General features: G+C 60.9%; 22 protein-coding genes. 19 read left to right on the top strand and 3 right to left on the bottom strand.

Features of this window, described 5'->3' with window-relative positions; genetic code table 11:
* From QN239_RS19325 to QN239_RS19240, 18 genes are all read left to right on the top strand, one after another.
* Entirely contained in the window at nucleotides 1-591 is a 591-nt protein-coding gene (locus tag QN239_RS19325; protein WP_499012769.1) for a riboflavin synthase, read from the top strand.
* Nucleotides 592-679: 88 nt separating this feature from the next.
* Nucleotides 680-1,573 carry a tyrosine-type recombinase/integrase gene (locus tag QN239_RS19320; protein ID WP_499012767.1) on the top strand — a complete coding sequence of 298 codons (894 nt, stop codon included), beginning with the start codon at nucleotides 680-682 and terminating at the stop codon, nucleotides 1,571-1,573.
* Between the two features lie 185 nt (nucleotides 1,574-1,758).
* Nucleotides 1,759-2,016: a hypothetical protein gene (locus tag QN239_RS19315; protein WP_499012766.1), complete on the top strand. Its 258-nt coding sequence runs from the start codon at nucleotides 1,759-1,761 to the stop codon at nucleotides 2,014-2,016.
* The gene (locus tag QN239_RS19310) at nucleotides 2,016-2,249 is read left to right on the top strand and encodes a hypothetical protein (protein WP_499012764.1); all 234 of its coding nucleotides are present in this window, start codon (nucleotides 2,016-2,018) and stop codon (nucleotides 2,247-2,249) included. The genes QN239_RS19315 and QN239_RS19310 overlap by 1 nt, the downstream gene beginning before the upstream one ends.
* Nucleotides 2,250-2,541: 292 nt before the next feature.
* Nucleotides 2,542-3,045 carry a hypothetical protein gene (locus QN239_RS19305; protein WP_499012762.1) on the top strand — a complete coding sequence of 168 codons (504 nt, stop codon included), beginning with the start codon at nucleotides 2,542-2,544 and terminating at the stop codon, nucleotides 3,043-3,045.
* A 172-nt stretch (nucleotides 3,046-3,217) separates the two neighbouring features.
* Nucleotides 3,218-3,400, top strand: coding sequence for a hypothetical protein (locus QN239_RS19300; RefSeq protein WP_499012760.1), 183 nt, complete (start codon nucleotides 3,218-3,220; stop codon nucleotides 3,398-3,400).
* 4 nt (nucleotides 3,401-3,404) lie between these two features.
* Entirely contained in the window at nucleotides 3,405-3,788 is a 384-nt protein-coding gene (locus QN239_RS19295; RefSeq protein ID WP_499012759.1) for a helix-turn-helix domain-containing protein, read from the top strand.
* Between the two features lie 239 nt (nucleotides 3,789-4,027).
* Entirely contained in the window at nucleotides 4,028-4,195 is a 168-nt protein-coding gene (locus QN239_RS19290; protein WP_499012757.1) for a hypothetical protein, read from the top strand.
* Nucleotides 4,189-4,371, top strand: coding sequence for a hypothetical protein (locus QN239_RS19285; RefSeq protein ID WP_499012756.1), 183 nt, complete (start codon nucleotides 4,189-4,191; stop codon nucleotides 4,369-4,371). The genes QN239_RS19290 and QN239_RS19285 overlap by 7 nt, the downstream gene beginning before the upstream one ends.
* A 304-nt stretch (nucleotides 4,372-4,675) precedes the next feature.
* On the top strand, nucleotides 4,676-8,089 hold the full coding sequence (locus QN239_RS19280) for a phage tail tape measure protein (RefSeq protein ID WP_499012755.1): 3,414 nt from the start codon (nucleotides 4,676-4,678) through the stop codon (nucleotides 8,087-8,089).
* Nucleotides 8,090-8,156: 67 nt separating this feature from the next.
* Nucleotides 8,157-8,474 (top strand): hypothetical protein, encoded by a 318-nt coding sequence (locus QN239_RS19275; RefSeq protein WP_499012753.1) that lies wholly within the window; start codon nucleotides 8,157-8,159, stop codon nucleotides 8,472-8,474.
* 267 nt (nucleotides 8,475-8,741) lie between these two features.
* A complete protein-coding gene (locus QN239_RS19270; RefSeq protein ID WP_499012752.1) occupies nucleotides 8,742-9,086 on the top strand; it encodes a hypothetical protein in 345 nt (114 codons plus the stop codon).
* Nucleotides 9,087-10,490, top strand: a complete 1,404-nt coding sequence (locus QN239_RS19265; RefSeq protein ID WP_499012751.1) for a terminase large subunit domain-containing protein — start codon at nucleotides 9,087-9,089, stop codon at nucleotides 10,488-10,490.
* A gap of 168 nt (nucleotides 10,491-10,658) precedes the next feature.
* Nucleotides 10,659-11,813 carry a phage portal protein gene (locus tag QN239_RS19260; protein WP_499012750.1) on the top strand — a complete coding sequence of 385 codons (1,155 nt, stop codon included), beginning with the start codon at nucleotides 10,659-10,661 and terminating at the stop codon, nucleotides 11,811-11,813.
* On the top strand, nucleotides 11,810-12,358 hold the full coding sequence (locus tag QN239_RS19255; protein ID WP_499012749.1) for an HK97 family phage prohead protease: 549 nt from the start codon (nucleotides 11,810-11,812) through the stop codon (nucleotides 12,356-12,358). Before QN239_RS19260 ends, QN239_RS19255 begins: the two co-directional genes overlap by 4 nt.
* Nucleotides 12,359-13,555 (top strand): phage major capsid protein, encoded by a 1,197-nt coding sequence (locus QN239_RS19250; protein ID WP_499012747.1) that lies wholly within the window; start codon nucleotides 12,359-12,361, stop codon nucleotides 13,553-13,555.
* A 215-nt stretch (nucleotides 13,556-13,770) separates the two neighbouring features.
* Nucleotides 13,771-14,169, top strand: coding sequence for a hypothetical protein (locus QN239_RS19245; protein ID WP_499012745.1), 399 nt, complete (start codon nucleotides 13,771-13,773; stop codon nucleotides 14,167-14,169).
* Nucleotides 14,166-14,510: a hypothetical protein gene (locus QN239_RS19240; RefSeq protein WP_499012743.1), complete on the top strand. Its 345-nt coding sequence runs from the start codon at nucleotides 14,166-14,168 to the stop codon at nucleotides 14,508-14,510. Before QN239_RS19245 ends, QN239_RS19240 begins: the two co-directional genes overlap by 4 nt.
* On the opposite strand, the gene QN239_RS19235 is transcribed toward QN239_RS19240, so the two are convergent.
* The gene (locus QN239_RS19235; RefSeq protein WP_499012741.1) at nucleotides 14,511-15,986 is read right to left on the bottom strand and encodes a DUF8370 family protein; all 1,476 of its coding nucleotides are present in this window, start codon (nucleotides 15,984-15,986) and stop codon (nucleotides 14,511-14,513) included. It abuts the gene before it with no gap.
* A 368-nt stretch (nucleotides 15,987-16,354) separates the two neighbouring features.
* On the opposite strand from QN239_RS19235, the gene QN239_RS19230 reads away from it, so the two are divergent.
* Nucleotides 16,355-17,245: a DUF6602 domain-containing protein gene (locus tag QN239_RS19230; protein ID WP_499012740.1), complete on the top strand. Its 891-nt coding sequence runs from the start codon at nucleotides 16,355-16,357 to the stop codon at nucleotides 17,243-17,245.
* A gap of 116 nt (nucleotides 17,246-17,361) precedes the next feature.
* Here the strand turns inward: QN239_RS19230 and QN239_RS19225 are convergent, their stop codons facing one another.
* Entirely contained in the window at nucleotides 17,362-17,655 is a 294-nt protein-coding gene (locus tag QN239_RS19225) for a hypothetical protein (protein ID WP_499012738.1), read from the bottom strand.
* Nucleotides 17,656-17,737: 82 nt separating this feature from the next.
* On the bottom strand, nucleotides 17,738-18,025 hold the full coding sequence (locus QN239_RS19220; RefSeq protein ID WP_499012736.1) for a hypothetical protein: 288 nt from the start codon (nucleotides 18,023-18,025) through the stop codon (nucleotides 17,738-17,740).
* Between the last annotated feature and the right edge of the window lie 188 nt (nucleotides 18,026-18,213).

Genomic DNA, 18,213 nt, shown 5'->3' with positions numbered 1-18,213 from the left:
ATGTTCACCGGAATCGTCGAGGAACTCGGCGAGATCATCGATATCGACAATCTCACCGATTCGGCTCGTCTGGTCATCAAAGGGCCGGTGGTGACCTCCGACGCCGGTCACGGTGACTCGATCGCCGTCAACGGGGTGTGCCTGACGGTGGTGGAGGTGCGGCCCGACGGCGCGTTCACCGCCGATGTGATGGCCGAGACCCTCAACCGGTCGAGCCTGGGCGCCATCGGTGTGGGGAGTCGGGTGAACCTGGAGCGGGCCGCCGCCGTCAACAGCCGCCTCGGTGGCCATATCGTGCAGGGCCATGTCGACGGCACCGGCCGGGTGATCTCGCGGTCGCCGTCGCAACATTGGGAGGTGGTGCGCATCGCACTGCCGTCCGAACTGTCCCGGTATGTGGTGGAGAAGGGTTCCATCACGGTCGACGGAATCTCGCTGACGGTGTCGGGTCTCGCGGGGGACTGGTTCGAGGTGTCGCTCATCCCCACCACGTTGGCATTGACCACGCTCGGCAGAGCGGCAGTGGGCACCCCGGTGAATCTCGAAGTCGACGTCATCGCGAAATATGTTGAACGACTACTCTCTCGGTAAACCGTTCTGAACAGTAGTTTTACTGGCTTGAGTCAAAGATAACAGATAGCACAGAGTTGCAAGTCTAAGTAACCGCTACGCTGTGCTGATGGCGGACTCGTTGCTGGCTGATCTGCTGCCGTCATGGCAGCTACACCTGAAGGCCGAGCGCAAGAGTGCTTCGACAGTGAGCGGCTACACGTGGAGTGTCCGCGTGTTTCTGAAATGGTGTGACGAGACCGGGACTGATGCAGTCCTGGATAAGGTCACCGTGCAGACGTTCCTCGTCTCGCTGGTGGATGGCGGCGCACAGGCAGCGACCGCCCGCACCCGCTATGCGGCGCTGCGGCGTTTCGCCGCGTGGCTTGCCGACGAGGGCGAGATCCCCAATAACCCGCTGGCCGACATGAAGCCCCCGAAACTCGATTCGAAGGTCACCCGGGCGCTCTCCGATGACGAATACGCCGCCCTCGTCAAGGCATGCCAGGGTAAGGACTTCCTCGATCGCCGCGACGAGGCAATCGTGCGGATGATGATGGCGACCGCTGTACGGGCCGGCGAACTGATCGCGATGCAAGTGTCTGACGTCGACCTCGTCAACGGGCTCGCAGTAATCCGCAAGGGCAAGGGAGGCAAGGGGAGGGTGGTGCAGTTCGGCCCGAAGTGCGCGGCTGCCATCGACCGGTACCTACGGTTGCGCCGCGGGCATCGACTAGCGGATAGCGGTGCGCTCTGGTTGGGCGGCGGCGGGCGGGGGTTTGCCTATCACGGCTTGAACATTGCGCTCAAGGGTCGCGCCGCTCAGGCTGGGATCGAAGGGTTCCACCTCCATCTCATGCGCTCAACGGCCGCGACCGCGTGGCTTCGAGGGGGCGGGAGCGAGCAGGGCCTTATGACGGTGGCCGGATGGTCTACCCGATCGATGCTTGACAGGTATACGCAGGCGTCTGCCGCCGAGCGCGCTACCCAGGAGGCCCGAGGATTGGGCATCGGCGAAGTATGACAAAAACTGTGATGACAATCACAAGCAAACCTGGGGGAGAAACGCGGACTAGCACAGAGTAGAGTTGCCGTCAATCCCGGGGAAAAATCCCGGCAGCGTCAACACCTACATCGTGCCGACCGCGCGCGCCCAATCCCCAAGGGGAGGGCGCGTTTTCTATTGCCCAACTACCCCCGAAGGCATTCATGACCATGACCGCAACCGAGCGCACGCTGCGCTCAAGTGAAGCCGCCCACACGTCGTGGGCGCGCACCGAAGACCGCACCGCCCGCACAGCGCCCGCGCGCCGTGGCCTTGATGCGAAGTTCCTACGCGAGGCCGGTGGCGACCGTGCCCGCGCCGAGTCGCTCCGGAAAGCCCACTACGCGCGCATGACTCGACTGTCCATCGCCGCTCGTCGCCGCCGCGCTACCAATGGCGCGAACACGCGACCGGCCGCGTGATGGACACAACCCGAGTAGAGACCAGCTACGGCCACGTGGTGCGGGTGTACGAGTCCACCGGCCCGATCGGGGTGTGCTGGCTGGGGATCTTGAAGGACTCCGACAAGATCGCAGCCCAATTGACCCTTGAGCAGGCCATTGCGGTGCGGGATAAGTTGTCCGCCTTCATCGAAGCGGCGCCGCAGCATGAGTTTAAGCCAACGGATTTGTACCCCTACGCCGGGGGTGGGTGATAAGTTTTTCCCGGTTGGGATTTTCTTATAGATCACCCGAAGTGGGTCGCGATTATGCGGCCCCATTTCAAACCTATGATCTGCAATAGCACGCACTTAGGAAGCGTGTTGTTGCAGGTTATACGTTTATCGTAATCCAATATGTCTGTTTTGATATTCTTATAGTAGAAGGAACTGAATGCCCCCGCCTCGTGTGTGGCATCCCTTTGTGCACGTTTTACCCGGCCGAGAATGGACCGAGCATGGACGTATCAGGGACCGTAGCCGCAATGAACTAGTCGACAGTCATCGGATGTTCCGATGGTTCTCTCGTGCCGATTTTCTGGCCTTTGAATGGTTCGGCGATCCGCCCGTGCATGCCTGCATTTATTGTGGTCACGGGCCAGCCTTTCGGCTTGTCCACCTCAACGGTGATAACCGTGATTGTTCACGCGCCAACTTGCAGTACGAACCCGATCTTATCGGGCTGGCCCACCATGAGACTGAGCACGCCGAAACCATGATTCGGCAAGTGCCGCCCCGACGCCGGCCGCTGTCTACTGACCGAGATATCGACGGGCGTTGGAAGCCACGGCCAGCCGACTATGTGATTGAAGCGCCGCCATCTATTTCCTTCGCCGGCAGCGACGGACCGTGCCATCACGTGCCGAAATGCAGCACTGATTGGTGTTTCCTGTCCGAGCGCGGGAACCCGTTTAAGCGCCGGCACGAGGCCACCATTCCCGAGCAATCACGGGCATCGAGGTTTCTGTCGATGCCGCTCGATAACGAATACTTTGTAAGAGGCGAACAATGAATATCTGCAAGAGCGGTCATCGGATTAATGGGCCGGCCGACCGGCTTACCAATGGACAATGCCGCCATTGTCACCGCGAAGCCTTGTCGCGTCACAGCGCTGCCAAGGTCAAGGGCCTGAAACTCTTGCGCGATATTGAGGGGCGCGCTAACCACATGCTTAGGAGCATCACATGAAAGTTATCCCGCGGGATTTCGATATCCGAATCGATCGGCGCGGCGGTCCGGCCGTCATCCTGACTATCACCGACATCGGCGGCACCGACTATTTCGTTCCGATCGGCCCAGACTATGCGGACGAGTTAGGCCGGCAATTGCTGGCCGGCGCCCTGGCGCTGAATGGCCGGCTGGCGTGACTCGATGGGTTACATGCGGCCTACCACGGTCAAGTTGCTCGGCGAACGACCGAAGCATCACACTCGGCTACCTCACGCGCTGATTCGCGATACCGAGGTCTCGGCCAATGGGTTCCGTGTCGCCGCCTATCTGCTCTCACTGGCGGATGGGTGGGAGGCCAGCCAGCGCCGCATCTGCGCCGCAACCGGCATGACCCGGGATGCGGTCAGCGGCGGAATCAAGAACCTAACCACAACCGGCTGGCTTACGCGGAACGAGTACCGCAATGAGAACGGCTATGTGTACAAGCACGAGTACGTGATGAACCGCTCTCACCGTATGGCCGGGAATCCGGACCACACACCCGACGAGGCTGACCAAGGTCGCCCAGCCGATCTATGGTCCTGAATTCCACCGTCATATGGCGGGAAATCCGGTCCATCTCTAAGAGAAATAGAGAATGAGGCTCCGTCAGGCAAGCCGTCGTGCGGTCTGATGGACGACGGGCCGGTGGACGCTTGGAGCGCATGACAGGTTGCGGTTGGCGTGGGGTGGAGTTCTGGGGGATCTCTGGTTGGCCTCGTGGTCGGCCTACCGCAACAGTTCCGCGGTCGTTAGCACCGCTAATAAATACTTCTAGGGGAACCATGAAACCAACCATTGCCTTCGGCACGGACGTCGTAGAACTGACCGAGGACGCTACGGGCTACATCGCCCGCGTCGACATCGCCGGCCAACCCCACCTCATCCACGTGACAGCAACACCCTGCGGGCCGCGCGTCGTCACGCCGGCCAAGTGGTGTGCCGGATGTTGATTGCAACTATCCCGGCCACCGGCGGTGAGCCGTACGAAATCCACGCGATGGGAAAGCTGCTGCGCCTTGAGCGGCTTTGCCGCCGTGGGCGCGCACGGATGGTGTTCGCGCCGGCCGACGTATACGCCGTGTGCAACGCCCTGACCGATCTTGCCGAAGAACTCAACACCAGATAACAAACTTCCGCTGCCCCGGCACCTCCTTCCCGCCCCGGGCAGCGGACCCCGGGCACCGGGTTGAGCGTCGGCCGCGCTCCCCGGTGCCCTCTGATCCTGCGGCAGCCATGGCACGCGAGAACGCCATCCACCCCGCAGAAAGCCCACTGGGTGCCACCGGTGGGTCCGTGAGCTGGTAGGCGCGCTGAGCCAGCTCACCCCAACTTGAATCTCCGCGCCCACCCAGTCACGCCACCTCAAGCCTTTTCGCCCGCCTATGCCTTGCTGCATCGGCGGCAATTGGCATGCCCGAAAGGGGAACCCATTGGCAAAAACGCCCACAGTCGGTGTTGCCGTCACCGCCAAGGTTGACGAGCGCGCCCTACAGAAGTCCGAACAGCAGGTACTTGCAAGTTCGCAGAAGACCGGTGCCAAGGCCGCGACCTCCCTACAGAAGGCGTTCGACGCCGTGCGGGTGGACCCGGCCAAGATGATGCCGACGCAGGACTACGCGCGTCAGGGCGCCAAGGCTGGCAAGGCCAGCGGCGACAGCGCGGCGGCGGCGATCGGTAAGGGTGATTTCGCAGGCGCGGCCACCACTGCCGCCCGCGAGTTCAGCATGACATTCGAGAAGCGCGCCCGCCCCAAGATCAACGTGGGCGACACACGGCGGACTGGACAGTCCGCGGGCGATGAGTTCGCCGATGGCTTCAGCGGTGCGGCTGGCATCTTGCGTCTGGCGGGCAAGGGCGGGCCTATCGCCACCGCGTTGATCGGCGGTGCGACTGCGGCGATTGCGGTAATCCGACCGATGATCCAGGACGCGATGCAGCTCCAAGCTGACATCAAGTTGAATCAAGCCAAGCTCGGCATCAGCGACGCCCAGATGGCAAGTACTGCAAAGGCAGCCGGTGATGCGTGGTCGGCCAACTTCGGCGAGAGCATCGCCGCGAACATGGACACCGCAACCACCGCGATCCAATCGGGCCTACTCAAGGCGACCGACGGCAGCGGTAAGCAAACCGAGGTCATCGAAGGTCTGCAAACGATCAAATCGATTCTCGGGGAGGATATTCCCGAGGTGTCGCGATCGGCCAGTCAGTTGCTTAGGACCGGCTTAGCGAGCGATGCTAAGCAGGCGTTCGACATCATCACCGCCGGTCAGCGTGAAGGGCTGAATGTCTCGGGCGACTGGCTCGACACCATCGATGAATACAGCACGCAGCTCCGCAAGCTGGGGTTGACCGGTGCTGATGCTATCGGCCTGCTTAGGCAAGGTCTGGAGGGCGGCGCGCGGGATACCGACATCGTCGCGGACTCGATCAAAGAATTCAGTATCCGTGCCGTGGACGGTTCGAAGACCACGCAACAGGCTTTCGAGGCGTTGGGACTCAACGCAACCGACACCGCCGGCAAGCTCGCACAGGGCGGTAGCGTCGCACGTGACGCGTTCGCCGAAGTGCTGGACAGAATCCGCGGAATTCAAGATCCGCTCGTCCAGAGCAAGATTGCGGTAGCACTGATGGGCACGCAAGCCGAGGATCTGGGCGCGGCGTTCAAAAAGATCGATCTGCACACCATCACCCAGTCAATTAAGGACGTTCAAGGCGCTACCCAGGACGCGGCGAACACCGCACTGAAGACTAGCCAGAACGAGTGGGCAACGGCCGGTCGCAACATTGAGTCAATGTGGAACGGCCTTAAGCAGAAGTTGAACCTTGACGGTCTGTTCAGCGGTATTCCCAAGGCGTTCAACGATTTACTTGCAGACACACCGAAGCTCACCCCCGGCGCCCCTGGCATTCCGGCCACGGGTCCGAGGCTACAAGGCCCTGGACTGCCGGGGTCGATCACGTTGCCGATTAACGGCGCGCCCGGGGTGGCCAGCGGCAACCCGTTGGACGCCATCACGGGCGGCGTGACCGGAACGAACTTTTACAAAAGCTGGTATGCGCCTGCGCCAACGCCCCCGCCGCCTACGCAGATCACGCCGAACGCACTCACGGACCCCTCGCTGGCAGACAGCGGCGGTGGTGCGAGCGACAAACTCAAGCTGCCGACCCTGCCCAACACCGGCCCGTCACCACAGGACTTCCTACAGCAGAACGGAATCCCGGTAACTTCGGGAACGTTCAGTGCTGCTCAAACAGTCCTGGAATCTCAGCAGCACATTGCGCAGCTCCAGTCCGACGTGAACACGCTGGAGAAGGCGAACGTTGACGATCAGGGCGACCTAATTTCCAAGCGAAACGAACTGCTGAAAGCAAGTCAGGATCAGACTAAAGCGCTTATGTCACTGCAGGATTCAGCGAAGTCGGCAACGGATTCACTGACCAAGACCGTAGGCGACGCGGCCGGCAACCTCTCCGACATTGGTGCCAGCCTAGACAAAGACCTCGGGCTGTCAAAGGGTCTCCCGGGGCTCGCCGACAACCTAGTCAAGTTCATTGCCTCGCTGGCGGCAGCACCAGTTATGGGCGCGCTTGCTCCCATTGCCGCCCGGGGCGATGGTTCGTACGGATTGCTGGGCATGGCCTTCGGTGGCTCCAGCCAGACGGCCAGCGCCGCAGCGCAGGGGATGAACGTCACCGCGAACGGCATACGGAGCGGATACCCGGGCGATCAAGCGCTGCTGTCCCAGATCCGCCCGGGTGACTACATCTCCCAGCCTGGCGTCGGTGACCTCACTAAGGGGATCGGGGACTGCACCAGCTCGATTGAAGATCTCGTCAACATCTTGGATGGCCGGTCGACCGCCGGCCGTTCAATGTCGACGGGCAATGCGGCTGAGTGGCTGACCGGACGCGGATTCGTCCCCGGCGCGGGTGGCCCTGGCGATTTCCGTGTCGCCTACAGCCCGTCACATATGCAGGCCACCCTCCCGGGCGGCACGCCATGGAACTGGGGCAGCCAGTCGGCTGCAGAAGCCGGCGGCGTGGGTGGTCTGGGTGCTGACGATCCGTCGTTGCCGACGCACTACTACCGGCCCGTGGCGCCGGCAGTGCCGTCTATTCCGCAGACAGGGCCGGCGCCCAGCCCCGTAGACATTTACGGACCGGCAAACACCGACCCGGCGCTGAATAACCCACTGCCGCCGCTGGGATCGCTCCCAGGTGGAGGTGGCCGCGGACCCGGCAACATGCCGCAGGCACTGCCCTTCGGAACCCCATACCAGTCCCAGGGGATCGACTACCAGGACCCGAGTTGGCAACCCAAGGGTGGCGGTGGCCTCGGCATCGGTGGTGGCCTCCTCGGAGGCGCCATTCAGGGTGCTATCGGCGCCGCTGGTTCTGGCGGAAGCATGTTCGGTGGACAGGCCGCTGCGGCGGCTGCGCAGATGGCCATGCAGGCGATCAACCGGACCATCAAGTTCGGTGGCCAGGCTGCGGGCATCTTGACCGAGGGCGCGTTGGACACGTTCTTCCCCACGAATCCGGATACGGGCAAAAACCCGATGAAGGACTCGTGGTTCTGGCGTGCCGCGGGTTCTCTCGCTGGTGCAACTCCTGCTATCGGCAGCGGCGGTGCCGGCCTGATGGACAAGGCCAGCAATAAGAAAGCCGCTGAGAACCAAGGCAACGCGCTGCAGCAGAACGGGCAGCAGTCACCGCAGCAGAGTGGTCCGCTACTGCACATCGAGAATTTCCACGGCGGCGACCAGAGCGCAAAAGCCAATGCCGTTGACCTTGCTGCGAACCTGCAAGCCCAGACCAACGAAGCGCAATTGGCGCGCGCATAACAGTCAAATACGAAGGGCGAGCACTCATCACGGGTGCTCGCCCTTCGCCATTCAAGGAGAACTACCTATGTCTGAGTATAAGCGTGCCCACTGGAAGCGGATAGGCCCTGTTGTTGAAGTCGATTGGCGCAGTCTTTTCGTGGATAGCATCCAACGGCAGTTCGGACGCGAGATCAATTGGCGAATATTCAATTTCGAGCTGGAGAAGGAATGTACGGCGCGACCGGCGGACGTTGTCCGACTTAGCGCATCCGCCGCACGTGACTTCGCCGCTGAGTTGACAGAAATCGCGGACGATTTGGATAGCGATGAAGCGGCCGAGGGTGTCGAGGGCCTTGCGCGCAGGCTCGTCGATGGGTTCGCGAGGCGATCGGATGGCCAATAAGCCATGTCTGCAGCCAGGCTGCCCCAACTGGGCGATGCATGGCCGTCCCCGCTGCGTTGCCCATGATCGGCAATGGCGTAGAGCCCGCTACGAGAATTCTGCATTCCGCGCGTGGGGCGACCCTGCAGGTGTATGTGCGCTACGCATCAAATGCAATGGTGCACTGGCCGATACGTGGGATCACATTGACGGCGATTCCACCAACAATGCGCTCTCGAATCGTCAGCCGGCATGCCGGTCGTGCAACAGTTCCAAGGGAGGCAACCCGTGAGCGACAAAGAGTTGCTGAACGATCTGCGTGCAGCGCTGGCCGAAAACCCAGACCTGCGCGCCAATCTATACGAGATCGCCGACGACGTAGCGCAGTGGGCTAAAGAAATTTCACCGCGCGATGAGGGCACGTTCATTGACTCGATCGAGGCGCGGCGCGTCAATTACAAGAAACTCGGCAAGACGACCCGTGTCGCCAAGATCGTCAGCACCGATGACGCGGCGAAAGTCGCGACCCTAATCCATGGCAGGTCTGCGGATGATCCTCACGGTGCAACGCCCAAGTACGACATCTGGAATCGGGTGGCCGACATGTTCAACTCGCCGCCCGATGACGAGTAGGTGGCAGCGCTTAAAGCCGGCCCGAAGACACGGAACCTCGCACCGCTACCGCCCAAACGCGCTGTGGTGCCGTGGATCGAACACGCCACTGGTCAGAAGCTCTACCCATGGCAGCGTGAGGTTCTCCGCGACCTCACCGGGCCGAAGCGTCCCCGTGTCGCCTACGTGCAGGTGCCACGCAAGAACGGCAAGACTCGGTTAGCGGCTGCGCTCGCAATAGTCGAGATCTGCCTCAAGACAGGTCGGCATGTCTATGCCATCGCAGACAGCGAGCGCAATCTCAACTCGGTCTTGATGCTTGAAATTCGCGAACTGATCCTCGGCAGCGAACACCTGCGGGATTCGATCCACATCTTTAAGGACAGGATCGAAGTACCGGAGACCGGCTCGTTCATCCAGACTCGCGCGTCGAACTTCAAAGCATCGCAGGGCATTAACCCGCATCTGGTCCTGTTCGATGAGGTCCACCTGCAGACGTCAGATTCCATCTGGTCTGGAATGCAGATGGCCGGCGCCGCTCGCACCGATGCCCTACTACTCGGGATCACCACACCAGGCTATGACTTGACGTCAATGGCGCACGGGCTGTACCAGGCCGTTAAGGCCGGCGATCCTACTGTCTACGGCAAGATCTACGAAGGCGAAGCGTCTGCTGCCCTGGACGATCGGGACAACTGGAACCGAGCGAACCCCTGCTATAGCCGGGGTGGCTTCGCCGACACGCTGGCCTTTGATGTCCAACGGCTACCAGCTCATGAGTTCCGCCGTTATCGCTTGGGGGAGTGGACTGCCACAGCATCGGCATGGCTGCCGTACGGGGTATGGGAGAACCTGACCCATCGTCGGGAGCTGCCACCCGCAGGCACCCGCGTGTGGCTCGGCTTTGACGGTTCGTACTCGGGTGACTCAACAGCGCTGGTGGGTTGCACGCATGAGGGTCACATCTTTGTGGTGGGCGCGTGGGAAAAGCCCGGTGCCAAAGAGTGGCGCGTCCCGCGCGACGATGTGATGCAGACCGTAGAGCAGGCGTTCGAGTACTGGGATGTAAGGGAATTGGCATGCGATCCGCCTTATTGGCAGGCGGAGATCGCGCAGTGGTCTGCACGATGGCGTGAGCGTGTTGTTGAGATACCCACCTATAGCCGTGCACGCATGGCGCCAGCCTGCACCGGGTTCTACGCCGCAGTGATGGATGGCGCGCTCACCCACGACGGTGACCCACGGCTGGCGCGCCACCTCGCCAACTGCCACGTCGTGAACAGCCCGCAGGGCGACGTGATCACCAAGGCCGATAAGGATTCGCCGGCCAAGATCGACCTCGCCGTTGCCGCAGTGCTGGCACACTCGCGCGCCAGCATCGACGTAGCAAAGCCGAAGGCAAAGCCCTTCGTCCTCTGGACATAGGCCATTCCCGCAGGTCAGCGACATGACAACGCTCGCAGGGCTCTGACCTGCGAAAAGTCTGCAGCCTGAACGCCCTGGTCGACCCCGGGAGGCGTTTTTTCTCTCTCTCACCCCGCCGGCAACCCCGGCTCAGCAAACAAAGGAAATCGATTGAACCTAATTCCCCGGATGTTCCGCGCGCCCGTTCCGCCGCACGAATCACCTGAGACCCGCAACTGGTCGGCCCCCGACCCAGAGATATTCCATCTGTTGGGTGCGGCACCCAGTCTGGCTGGCGTATCAGTCTCCGAGACGTCAGTGATGGGATTGGCGGCGGTCTACCGAAGCGTGCAGATCATTGCCGGCGGTATCGCCACCTTGCCGTTACGTGCTTTGCATGAGTCGGACGGCATTACCCAGCGGGTGCCCTCGTGGTTGGACAATCCCGGTTTCGGCCTGACCAGGTTCGAACTGATCGAAACGACGCTTGCGCACCTACTGTTGCACGGCAACGCCTACCTGGCGCACGTGTACAACGGTGCGGGACTGTTGCATTCGGTCAGCCCGATTCACCCGCTGTCGGTCGCTGTCGAGGTGGACAGGCAGGGCGTCAAGTCCTACCGGGTGAGTCTTAACGACGGCACGCAGCGGACGTTCACCGACGCGACGCTCACCCACATCAAGAACACCTCCCTGGACGGCATCCATGGACTGTCACCGCTGCAGTTGGCTCGACACGGCGCGTTCGGCACGGCGATCGCTGCCGACAAATCGGCGGCAAGCCTGTTCGGTAGAGGCCCCACAGTATCGGCTATCGCCACTGTGGATGACGATCTGGCCGAAGAGGACGCACCGGCGTTCCTTGAGGGGCTTAACCGTGGACTAACGGGGGAGGCCAACGCCGGGGCTATCGGCCTGATCAACCGCAAGGCCACCATTCACCCGCTGTCGATCAGCAATGAGGACAGTCAGTGGATACAGGCGCGCCAGTTCCAGAAGGCCGAGATTGCAACGATCTTCGGTGTGCCGGATTCGCTCGTTGGGCTAAATGACAAGGATTCGTCGTGGGGTACTGGTATCGCCGAGATGCACCGTGCCATGGTCGCGCACACCTTCAACCACTGGACATCACGTATCGCGGAACGGCTGTCGCTGCTACTCCCCAGCGGTCGCAAGGCCGAGTTCGATTACAAGGGCCTGCTCGCTCCCGATCCGAAAACCGAGATTGAGTTGCTGATCGCGCAGGTTGATGCCGGCCTGCTCTCGCACGCGGAGGCACGCCAGATCCTCAACCGCCCACCGCTTCCCGAAGCGGAACCGCCAGAGGAACCGGTGGCAGCGTGACGCTAGAAACACGATCTATCGAGATCCGTTCAGAGATCAGCGGCAACCGAATCACCGGCTACGCGTCGGTATTCAACGAGCCTGCGCTAATCCGCGGATCGTTCTGGGAGATCATTGCGCCTACGGCTTTCGATGCAGTTCTCAATGATCGGGCCACTGATGTGCGCGCGTTCCTCAACCACGATTCGGCGCAGCTGTTGGGTCGCCAGTCGTCGGGAACGTTGAGGCTCGCCACCGATACCCGGGGATTACATTTCGAGGTCGACCTCCCAGACACGAGCGCAGGCCGAGACGCACGGGAGCTGATCAGCCGGGGAGATCTCACTGGCGCATCGTTCCAGTTCTGGCCGGGTCAGATTCGTTCTGGTTCTCGCGATGGCCGAGAACTGCGTACGCAACTTAGCGTTTCGCGTCTGGTTGAAATCTCGCCGGTGTCATTGCCGGCATACGAGGGCACAACGGTCGCCCTTCGCAGTACCACCACCCCTGCGGAAGATGTCCGCACCCAAGTAGCGCGTATCCGCGCATACCGAAAGGTTAAGTAATTGAAGACCATTGAAGAGATTCAGGCAGAACTGCGCACGATCACCGACGCCGCGAAGGCAGAAAGTCGGGCCATGAGCGACGACGAGGTGGCCCGGTACGCTTCGTTGGAAGATGAGCAGGAGTCGGTGCGGCGTACCGAAGAGATCTTTAAGCGTCAGGCTGCCTACGAGGCTCCCAACGCGTCCCTGGCCGCTGCGGTGAACGTCGGCGCCGCGAGGCAGGAGGATGGCCTGGACGTCGCGTTCCGTTCGTTCCTGCGCACTGGTACGCCGAACGCAGACATCACCGAGCTGCGCGCGCAGAGCGCCGGCACCGATTCGGCCGGCGGCTACCTCGTTCCGCAGGGATTCCGAAACAAACTGGTGGAAGTCCAGAAGTCGTTTGGTGGCTTGGCGTCCCAGGTTGATCAGTACCCGACGGAGACCGGCAACACCGTCGAATACCCGTCGAACGATGACACCGCCAGCAGTGGCCAGATCACCGCAGAAGGCGCGAACTTCGCGGGCGGATCTGACTTCACGCTCGGCACCGTCAATCTTGGCGCATTCAAGTACACCTCTGCCGGCGCATCGAACGCCCCTCTGAAGGTATCGGTAGAGCTGCTGCAGGACAGCGCGTTTCCCCTTGAAGACTTCATTGCTCGCAAGCTGGGTGAGCGCATCGCGCGTAAGCAGGCGGTCGACTGGGTTACCGGTGTCGGCACTACCGCACCGTTTGGTATCGCACGTGCCGGCCTGACCGCGAACGCAACCCTTGCCGCTGGCAACGCGATTACGTATGCGAAGCTGCTGGAAATCGAGGCAGCGCTTGATCCTGCGTATGAGCAGAACGCTAAGTGGGTTATGTCCAAGGCGACTTGGACGGCTATCCGTGCCGTGGTCGACGGTGAGAACCGGCCCCTCATCCAAGAGGCGGCACAGGCTGGCATCGGCGCCGCGCCGGCCCGCAGCTTGCTTGGCTACGAGGTGATCATTGATCAGGCGTTCCCGTCGAACAGCACCCTCTCGGCGAAGTTCGCGGTGCTCGGTGATCTGCGCGAGGCGTATGTGATCCGCAAGGTTGGTTCGCCGGTGATCAGCGTCAACCCGTACAGCTCTGCCGCCAACGGTCAGGTGGAGTTCGTTGTTTGGGAGCGTGCTGACGGCACCGTGCAGAATCGCAGCGCGTACAGCCTCGCGGCAGCGAACGCGGCGTAGTCGTGGGTTGGCAGCCTGCTTACGCGAGCGCTGCCGACCTGGCCGGCTGGTTGGGGGTCCCAATCGACCCCCAACTGGCCATGGCCACAGAGGCAGCCAGTCGCGCCATCGATAAGGCAACCGGCCGGCAGTTCGGTCAGCTTTCCAGTTCCGAATTCCGTTGGTACAAAACCAAGTTCTACAACGGTCGACATGTAGTCGATATCGATGACCTGATGACCACCGCATCATTGAAGGTCGAAACGGTCGATGAGATGGGGATACCCGTCTCTGAAATCACTACCTACCTGCTGACCCCGCGCAACGCGGTGTCGGTCGGCCGGCCGTACACCCGCATCGAGATCCTGCCTAGCAGCTCTGTGAAGCCTGATCAGCATGGCGTGCAGGTGACCGCCCGGTGGGGCTGGTCGGCGGTACCGGAGACGATCAAGATCGCGACGTTGATCCAGGCCGGCCGATTCTGGGAGCGGCGCACCAACCCCGGCGGCGCGTTGGCGTCGGAAAGAGTTGACGATATCCAGCGCGATTGGTCAACAGCGGCCAGCCAAGACCTGGACCCCGAAGTCCTGGCGATGGTGAAGCCGTACCGGAAACCTCCGTGGGCGGCGGCGTGAGACCGTTCGGCCGGCAGACGATCACGTTCGTCAGCGTCACCGAAGACGTGACCGTGTTGGACAGGCTCAAGAAACCGGCCCAGGTGCGCGTCAGTATGGATGTGGCCGGCTGTCACTGGCGACCCCTGGCGGCCACCGACACGATCAGCGAGACCGGCGACGTGGTCACCGACCCATGGAAAGCCACCTGCCCACCGCTGCCTGCGGTACTCGCCGCGAAGGCCAAAGACGAGGTTGTCGTTGGCGGCGTGACCTACCAGATCGTCGGCGGACCAAGGGTGTTCGACAATGCGAACGGACCGTTCAAGTGCACGGTGATCTGCGAGCGGAAGGACGTGTGATTAGTTAATTAGTGCTTTGAAGCGGTGATCTAATAAGCCGTCTAAACCTGTCGCTGTGCCTTTCAACTTCATTTCATTCACCAATTCCTTTAGGTCACCGTCGTCCAGCGCGGTGACGAACCCACGATCATCTTTTGCCGTATCGCGTAGCGATTCAAGAATCTTACTCTTATCCGAGAATGCGCGATATACTAGTAACCCGTATTTACCGCGCGATGGTGAAAACCGCCCTGCGATCTGGTCGAATTCAGGATTCGCTAAGGGGCGGGAATAGTTTTTGCATTCGACAAAGATGTGCCCGCTGGGATGATGATTTGCCAGCCACCTAAAGAAGCCATCAACCGCCATGTTGGTATATGCGATGTCGATCCGCTTTCGGCCCTCATGGATTACAAATTGACGCTTTGGATTCACTAAGCTCGGGTAAAGGAGGGCGTTGAGGAGTGCTTCGACAGCTCGTTCGTACTGGTCAGCAGTGTCTTTGCCGGTCTCAATTGAGAGCACATCCTCGAGTAGGGCGTCGTAGTTCGGTTGCGGAGTTCCGGTTGTATTAGCAATTTCCTCGTGACTTAAGGCGGCAGGAGGGTGAGCGGCTTTGTCTCGCTTGAATTTGTCCAGGAGTTCGGCATTTTGGTCCGTAGCATCGAGGTTTATTCGCTTTAGCACCCCGAGTGCGTCACTTTCGTGCTTTGCCTTATACTTGGCTTCCACGTCTTTCTTGAGAACTCGTGGCTCGCCAGATTTGAGAAGCTGGACCAAAGGCGATCTTTTCCTAATTTCCTCATTTTGAAAAAAGGGCAATACGTAGTATCGATAGTATTCGTCTGGATTGTTATAGAGCCTACGTCGAACGATGCTCTTGGGAACGAGGAGTATTGGTTCGCCCCCCGCAATCGGTAGATCGTAGTACCGAGGCACATCCCACCGACGCTCCTGATTGTTCCAGCAGCTGCGGGTTGCGACATTAGGGGCAAGCGGAATTCTGTAGTAGTCCGCGGCGGATTGAGTGTACTCAATAAGTTGCCGGCGAATGATATTGGTTACGACATCGGATACACGGTCCTCCCGAACGCCTTCAATGAACAGCGCAGTGTCTTCTATATCGCGGATATACCCGGATTCTAGCGCTTGGCTACTTGATAGATCTTTGTAGAATTCTTCCGCCAGTTCGGCCCCGACGCCGCTTCCCTTGTTGCGGCTTGAATAGCCTAACCTAGTCGAATTGTCTTCCCCGAGATGGCTTAAGAGTGCCTTCGCCTTAATTTCGTCGCCGGCCAGAATGAGGTCGATTATGGCCTGGAAAAAGCCCTGTATCGAGCTTGTGCAATCGTCGGCCCATTCGGAGTTGACTGATGCGAGAACGCTCGGGTCGATGAACAGCGGGATGTCTCCGTCCACGTAGACATCTACGAAGTCCAGAGTGCCTTGCGTCTCGCCTAAGTCGAAGTACTCGGACACCCGTTGCGAATCGGCCACAAGGGGAACGATAGGGGAGACAAACCTGGCACGTGGGCATCTAGTTGACGCGTCTCGTGAAAGTCCGCCGAACGTGCGACAGGACCGTCGTACGTGAAGATCCGCGCCGGGCAGCTAGCGAAGCCGCTCAAACAGTTCGCGGCTGACCTCAGCGATACGGTCCGCCGCCTCGTTGAGCAGGCGCTCGCGCTCCTCGGGGCTGAGTGTGTCCTTCTCGTCGTCGGTCACCACTCGAACCTACCCGGCGCCATGCGCCGTGGTCGACGTATTTTGGGGAGCTACCGCACCGGCCGAACCAGCGCGGGAAGTAATACGCTAATGCGGTGTCACATCCCCATCACGAGTGGCTGGCGGATCTAAATCGGAGAGTGGTTGAGCAGTACAACCGCGACGTGGATTTGGCCAGGGAGCGCGGTCGAGCGCAACAGACCGGCCACCGGGTTGAGGGTAGGTGGGCGGCGGTACTGCACGAATGGCTGCCGCGCGGATATCAGGTGGTAACGCGTAAGTACATCTTGCTTGAGCAGCCCGTTGGCGGAAAGACGGTCACCGCAGAGACCGACCTCGTAGTCCTTCATCCGGCGTATCCGGACTCATTGCGAGATAAAGAGGAAGTGCTGGCAGGCGGCGTGGCGGCGGCGTTCAGTGTCAAGCGCACAGTCGCAAGATCTGAGATCGTTGAGGCGTGTGAGGCTGCAACTGAGCTGCACAGCGGCATGAAGATCCGCGGTAACACGGTCCGCGAAGAGCTTGTTCCACCGATCATTTACGGGCTGTTGGGAGAATCTCACGATTGGACATCGCCGGGTTCTGAGCCGTTGGAGAACGTTACGCGCACCTTGTCTGAGTACGACAACACCGTGCTCCGAACCCCACGTGAGGCACTCGATCTCGTCTGCATTGCAGATCTCGGCTGCTGGTCAAGGATGCGAGCCGGCGCCACCGTAGGCACCTATGTCGGGGTCGGCAACCCGGTCAGGCCAGTCAAGGTGCCAGGGGCGATCATGTCGATAATGTCCCAAGTCACGGCCAAAGACTTTGCACCTCTAACGGTTTTCATCACATCGCTGTGGCAGAAACTTGCGCTCAACGACCCGGCATTGAAGCCAATCGCTCAAGGCTTGAACGTGACTCTCGACTCCAGCGCCATGGCGGCGCCTAAGGTCTGGGCGTCAACTGACGTGCTTTCGGCGCAGACGATCCGACGTATTGAAAGAGGCGGACTTTACGGAGACGACTGGCAGAACATCTACGCCTGATTCGTCGATGGGAGAAGTCAGAACCGCCCCGGCCGAAGGGCGACCGAGGCGGTTCTCTGATTGCAAGCCTATCTGCCGAGCGGGTCGGCCTTGAGCGGCTTTTGGGACGTTGGGCGTTACGAGCGGTCGCGCTCCCATTGTTCCGCGCGCTCGGCGGCGTCGGCCTCGGATGCGAACCCGGAGGCTAGCGTTCTGAGCTGGCCATCGGCATCGGCGGAGACTGCGCACCATTTACCGTCAGTGCCTGGACCCGCGTTCACTATCCCGGTCAGGTACACGCGCTCGCCGGGGGCATCGGCTCGTTGGCGGAACGTGATGTTGAGATACCAGCCATGGGGCTTGTCTATCAACAGAGTTTGGTTTTCGTCGCTGGGGACATCTGTCCACCTCAGTTGGCTGCCATCGCTCATACCCATACCCCCATCGTTGACGTTGACGTCAGTAACCATAGTGCGGCGACATCCGCAGCAAGCAGCAGCCCGAACACGGTCCTCACTGTTCTGCCGCCGCGATCAGGGCCTCACCCAACCGTCGCGCGGTCTCCCGGGTGATCACCTCACCGTTGATGGTGACGCCCCTAAATGTGGTGCCGTCGTCCCGTGTCCAGCCACAGGTGCCGACCGTGGCCGACCAGGACCACGGTTGCGTCTGTTCGATCGTGGTGACCGGACCGTCCCATTCGCAGTCGCGGGTGTGGGTGCCGATCCCACCGCAGCATGCGCGGGTGGTGGAGTCGACGGGATACGGGTTGTCATGCTCGATGGGGGTGGCAGTCGTCATGGTTTTGCCTCTCATGCGAGGTTCGCCGAGAGGGTAGGGAAGTCAAACATAATTCGCACAACAAGGGTTCTCACCTGACCTCGTATCCGCTGCAATAGCACAAAGCAAGTGCTAACGCAATCGCGAAGTACGTCGAAAGGCTGATGTCGGCCCGATAGCGGCGGGCACGTCCCATTGCTGGTTTACAC

This window comes from Mycolicibacterium sp. Y3 (assembly GCF_051188035.1).
Classification (GTDB): Bacteria; Actinomycetota; Actinomycetes; order Mycobacteriales; family Mycobacteriaceae; genus Mycobacterium; species Mycobacterium fluoranthenivorans.
This window is presented reverse-complemented; position numbering and strand designations above follow the sequence as displayed.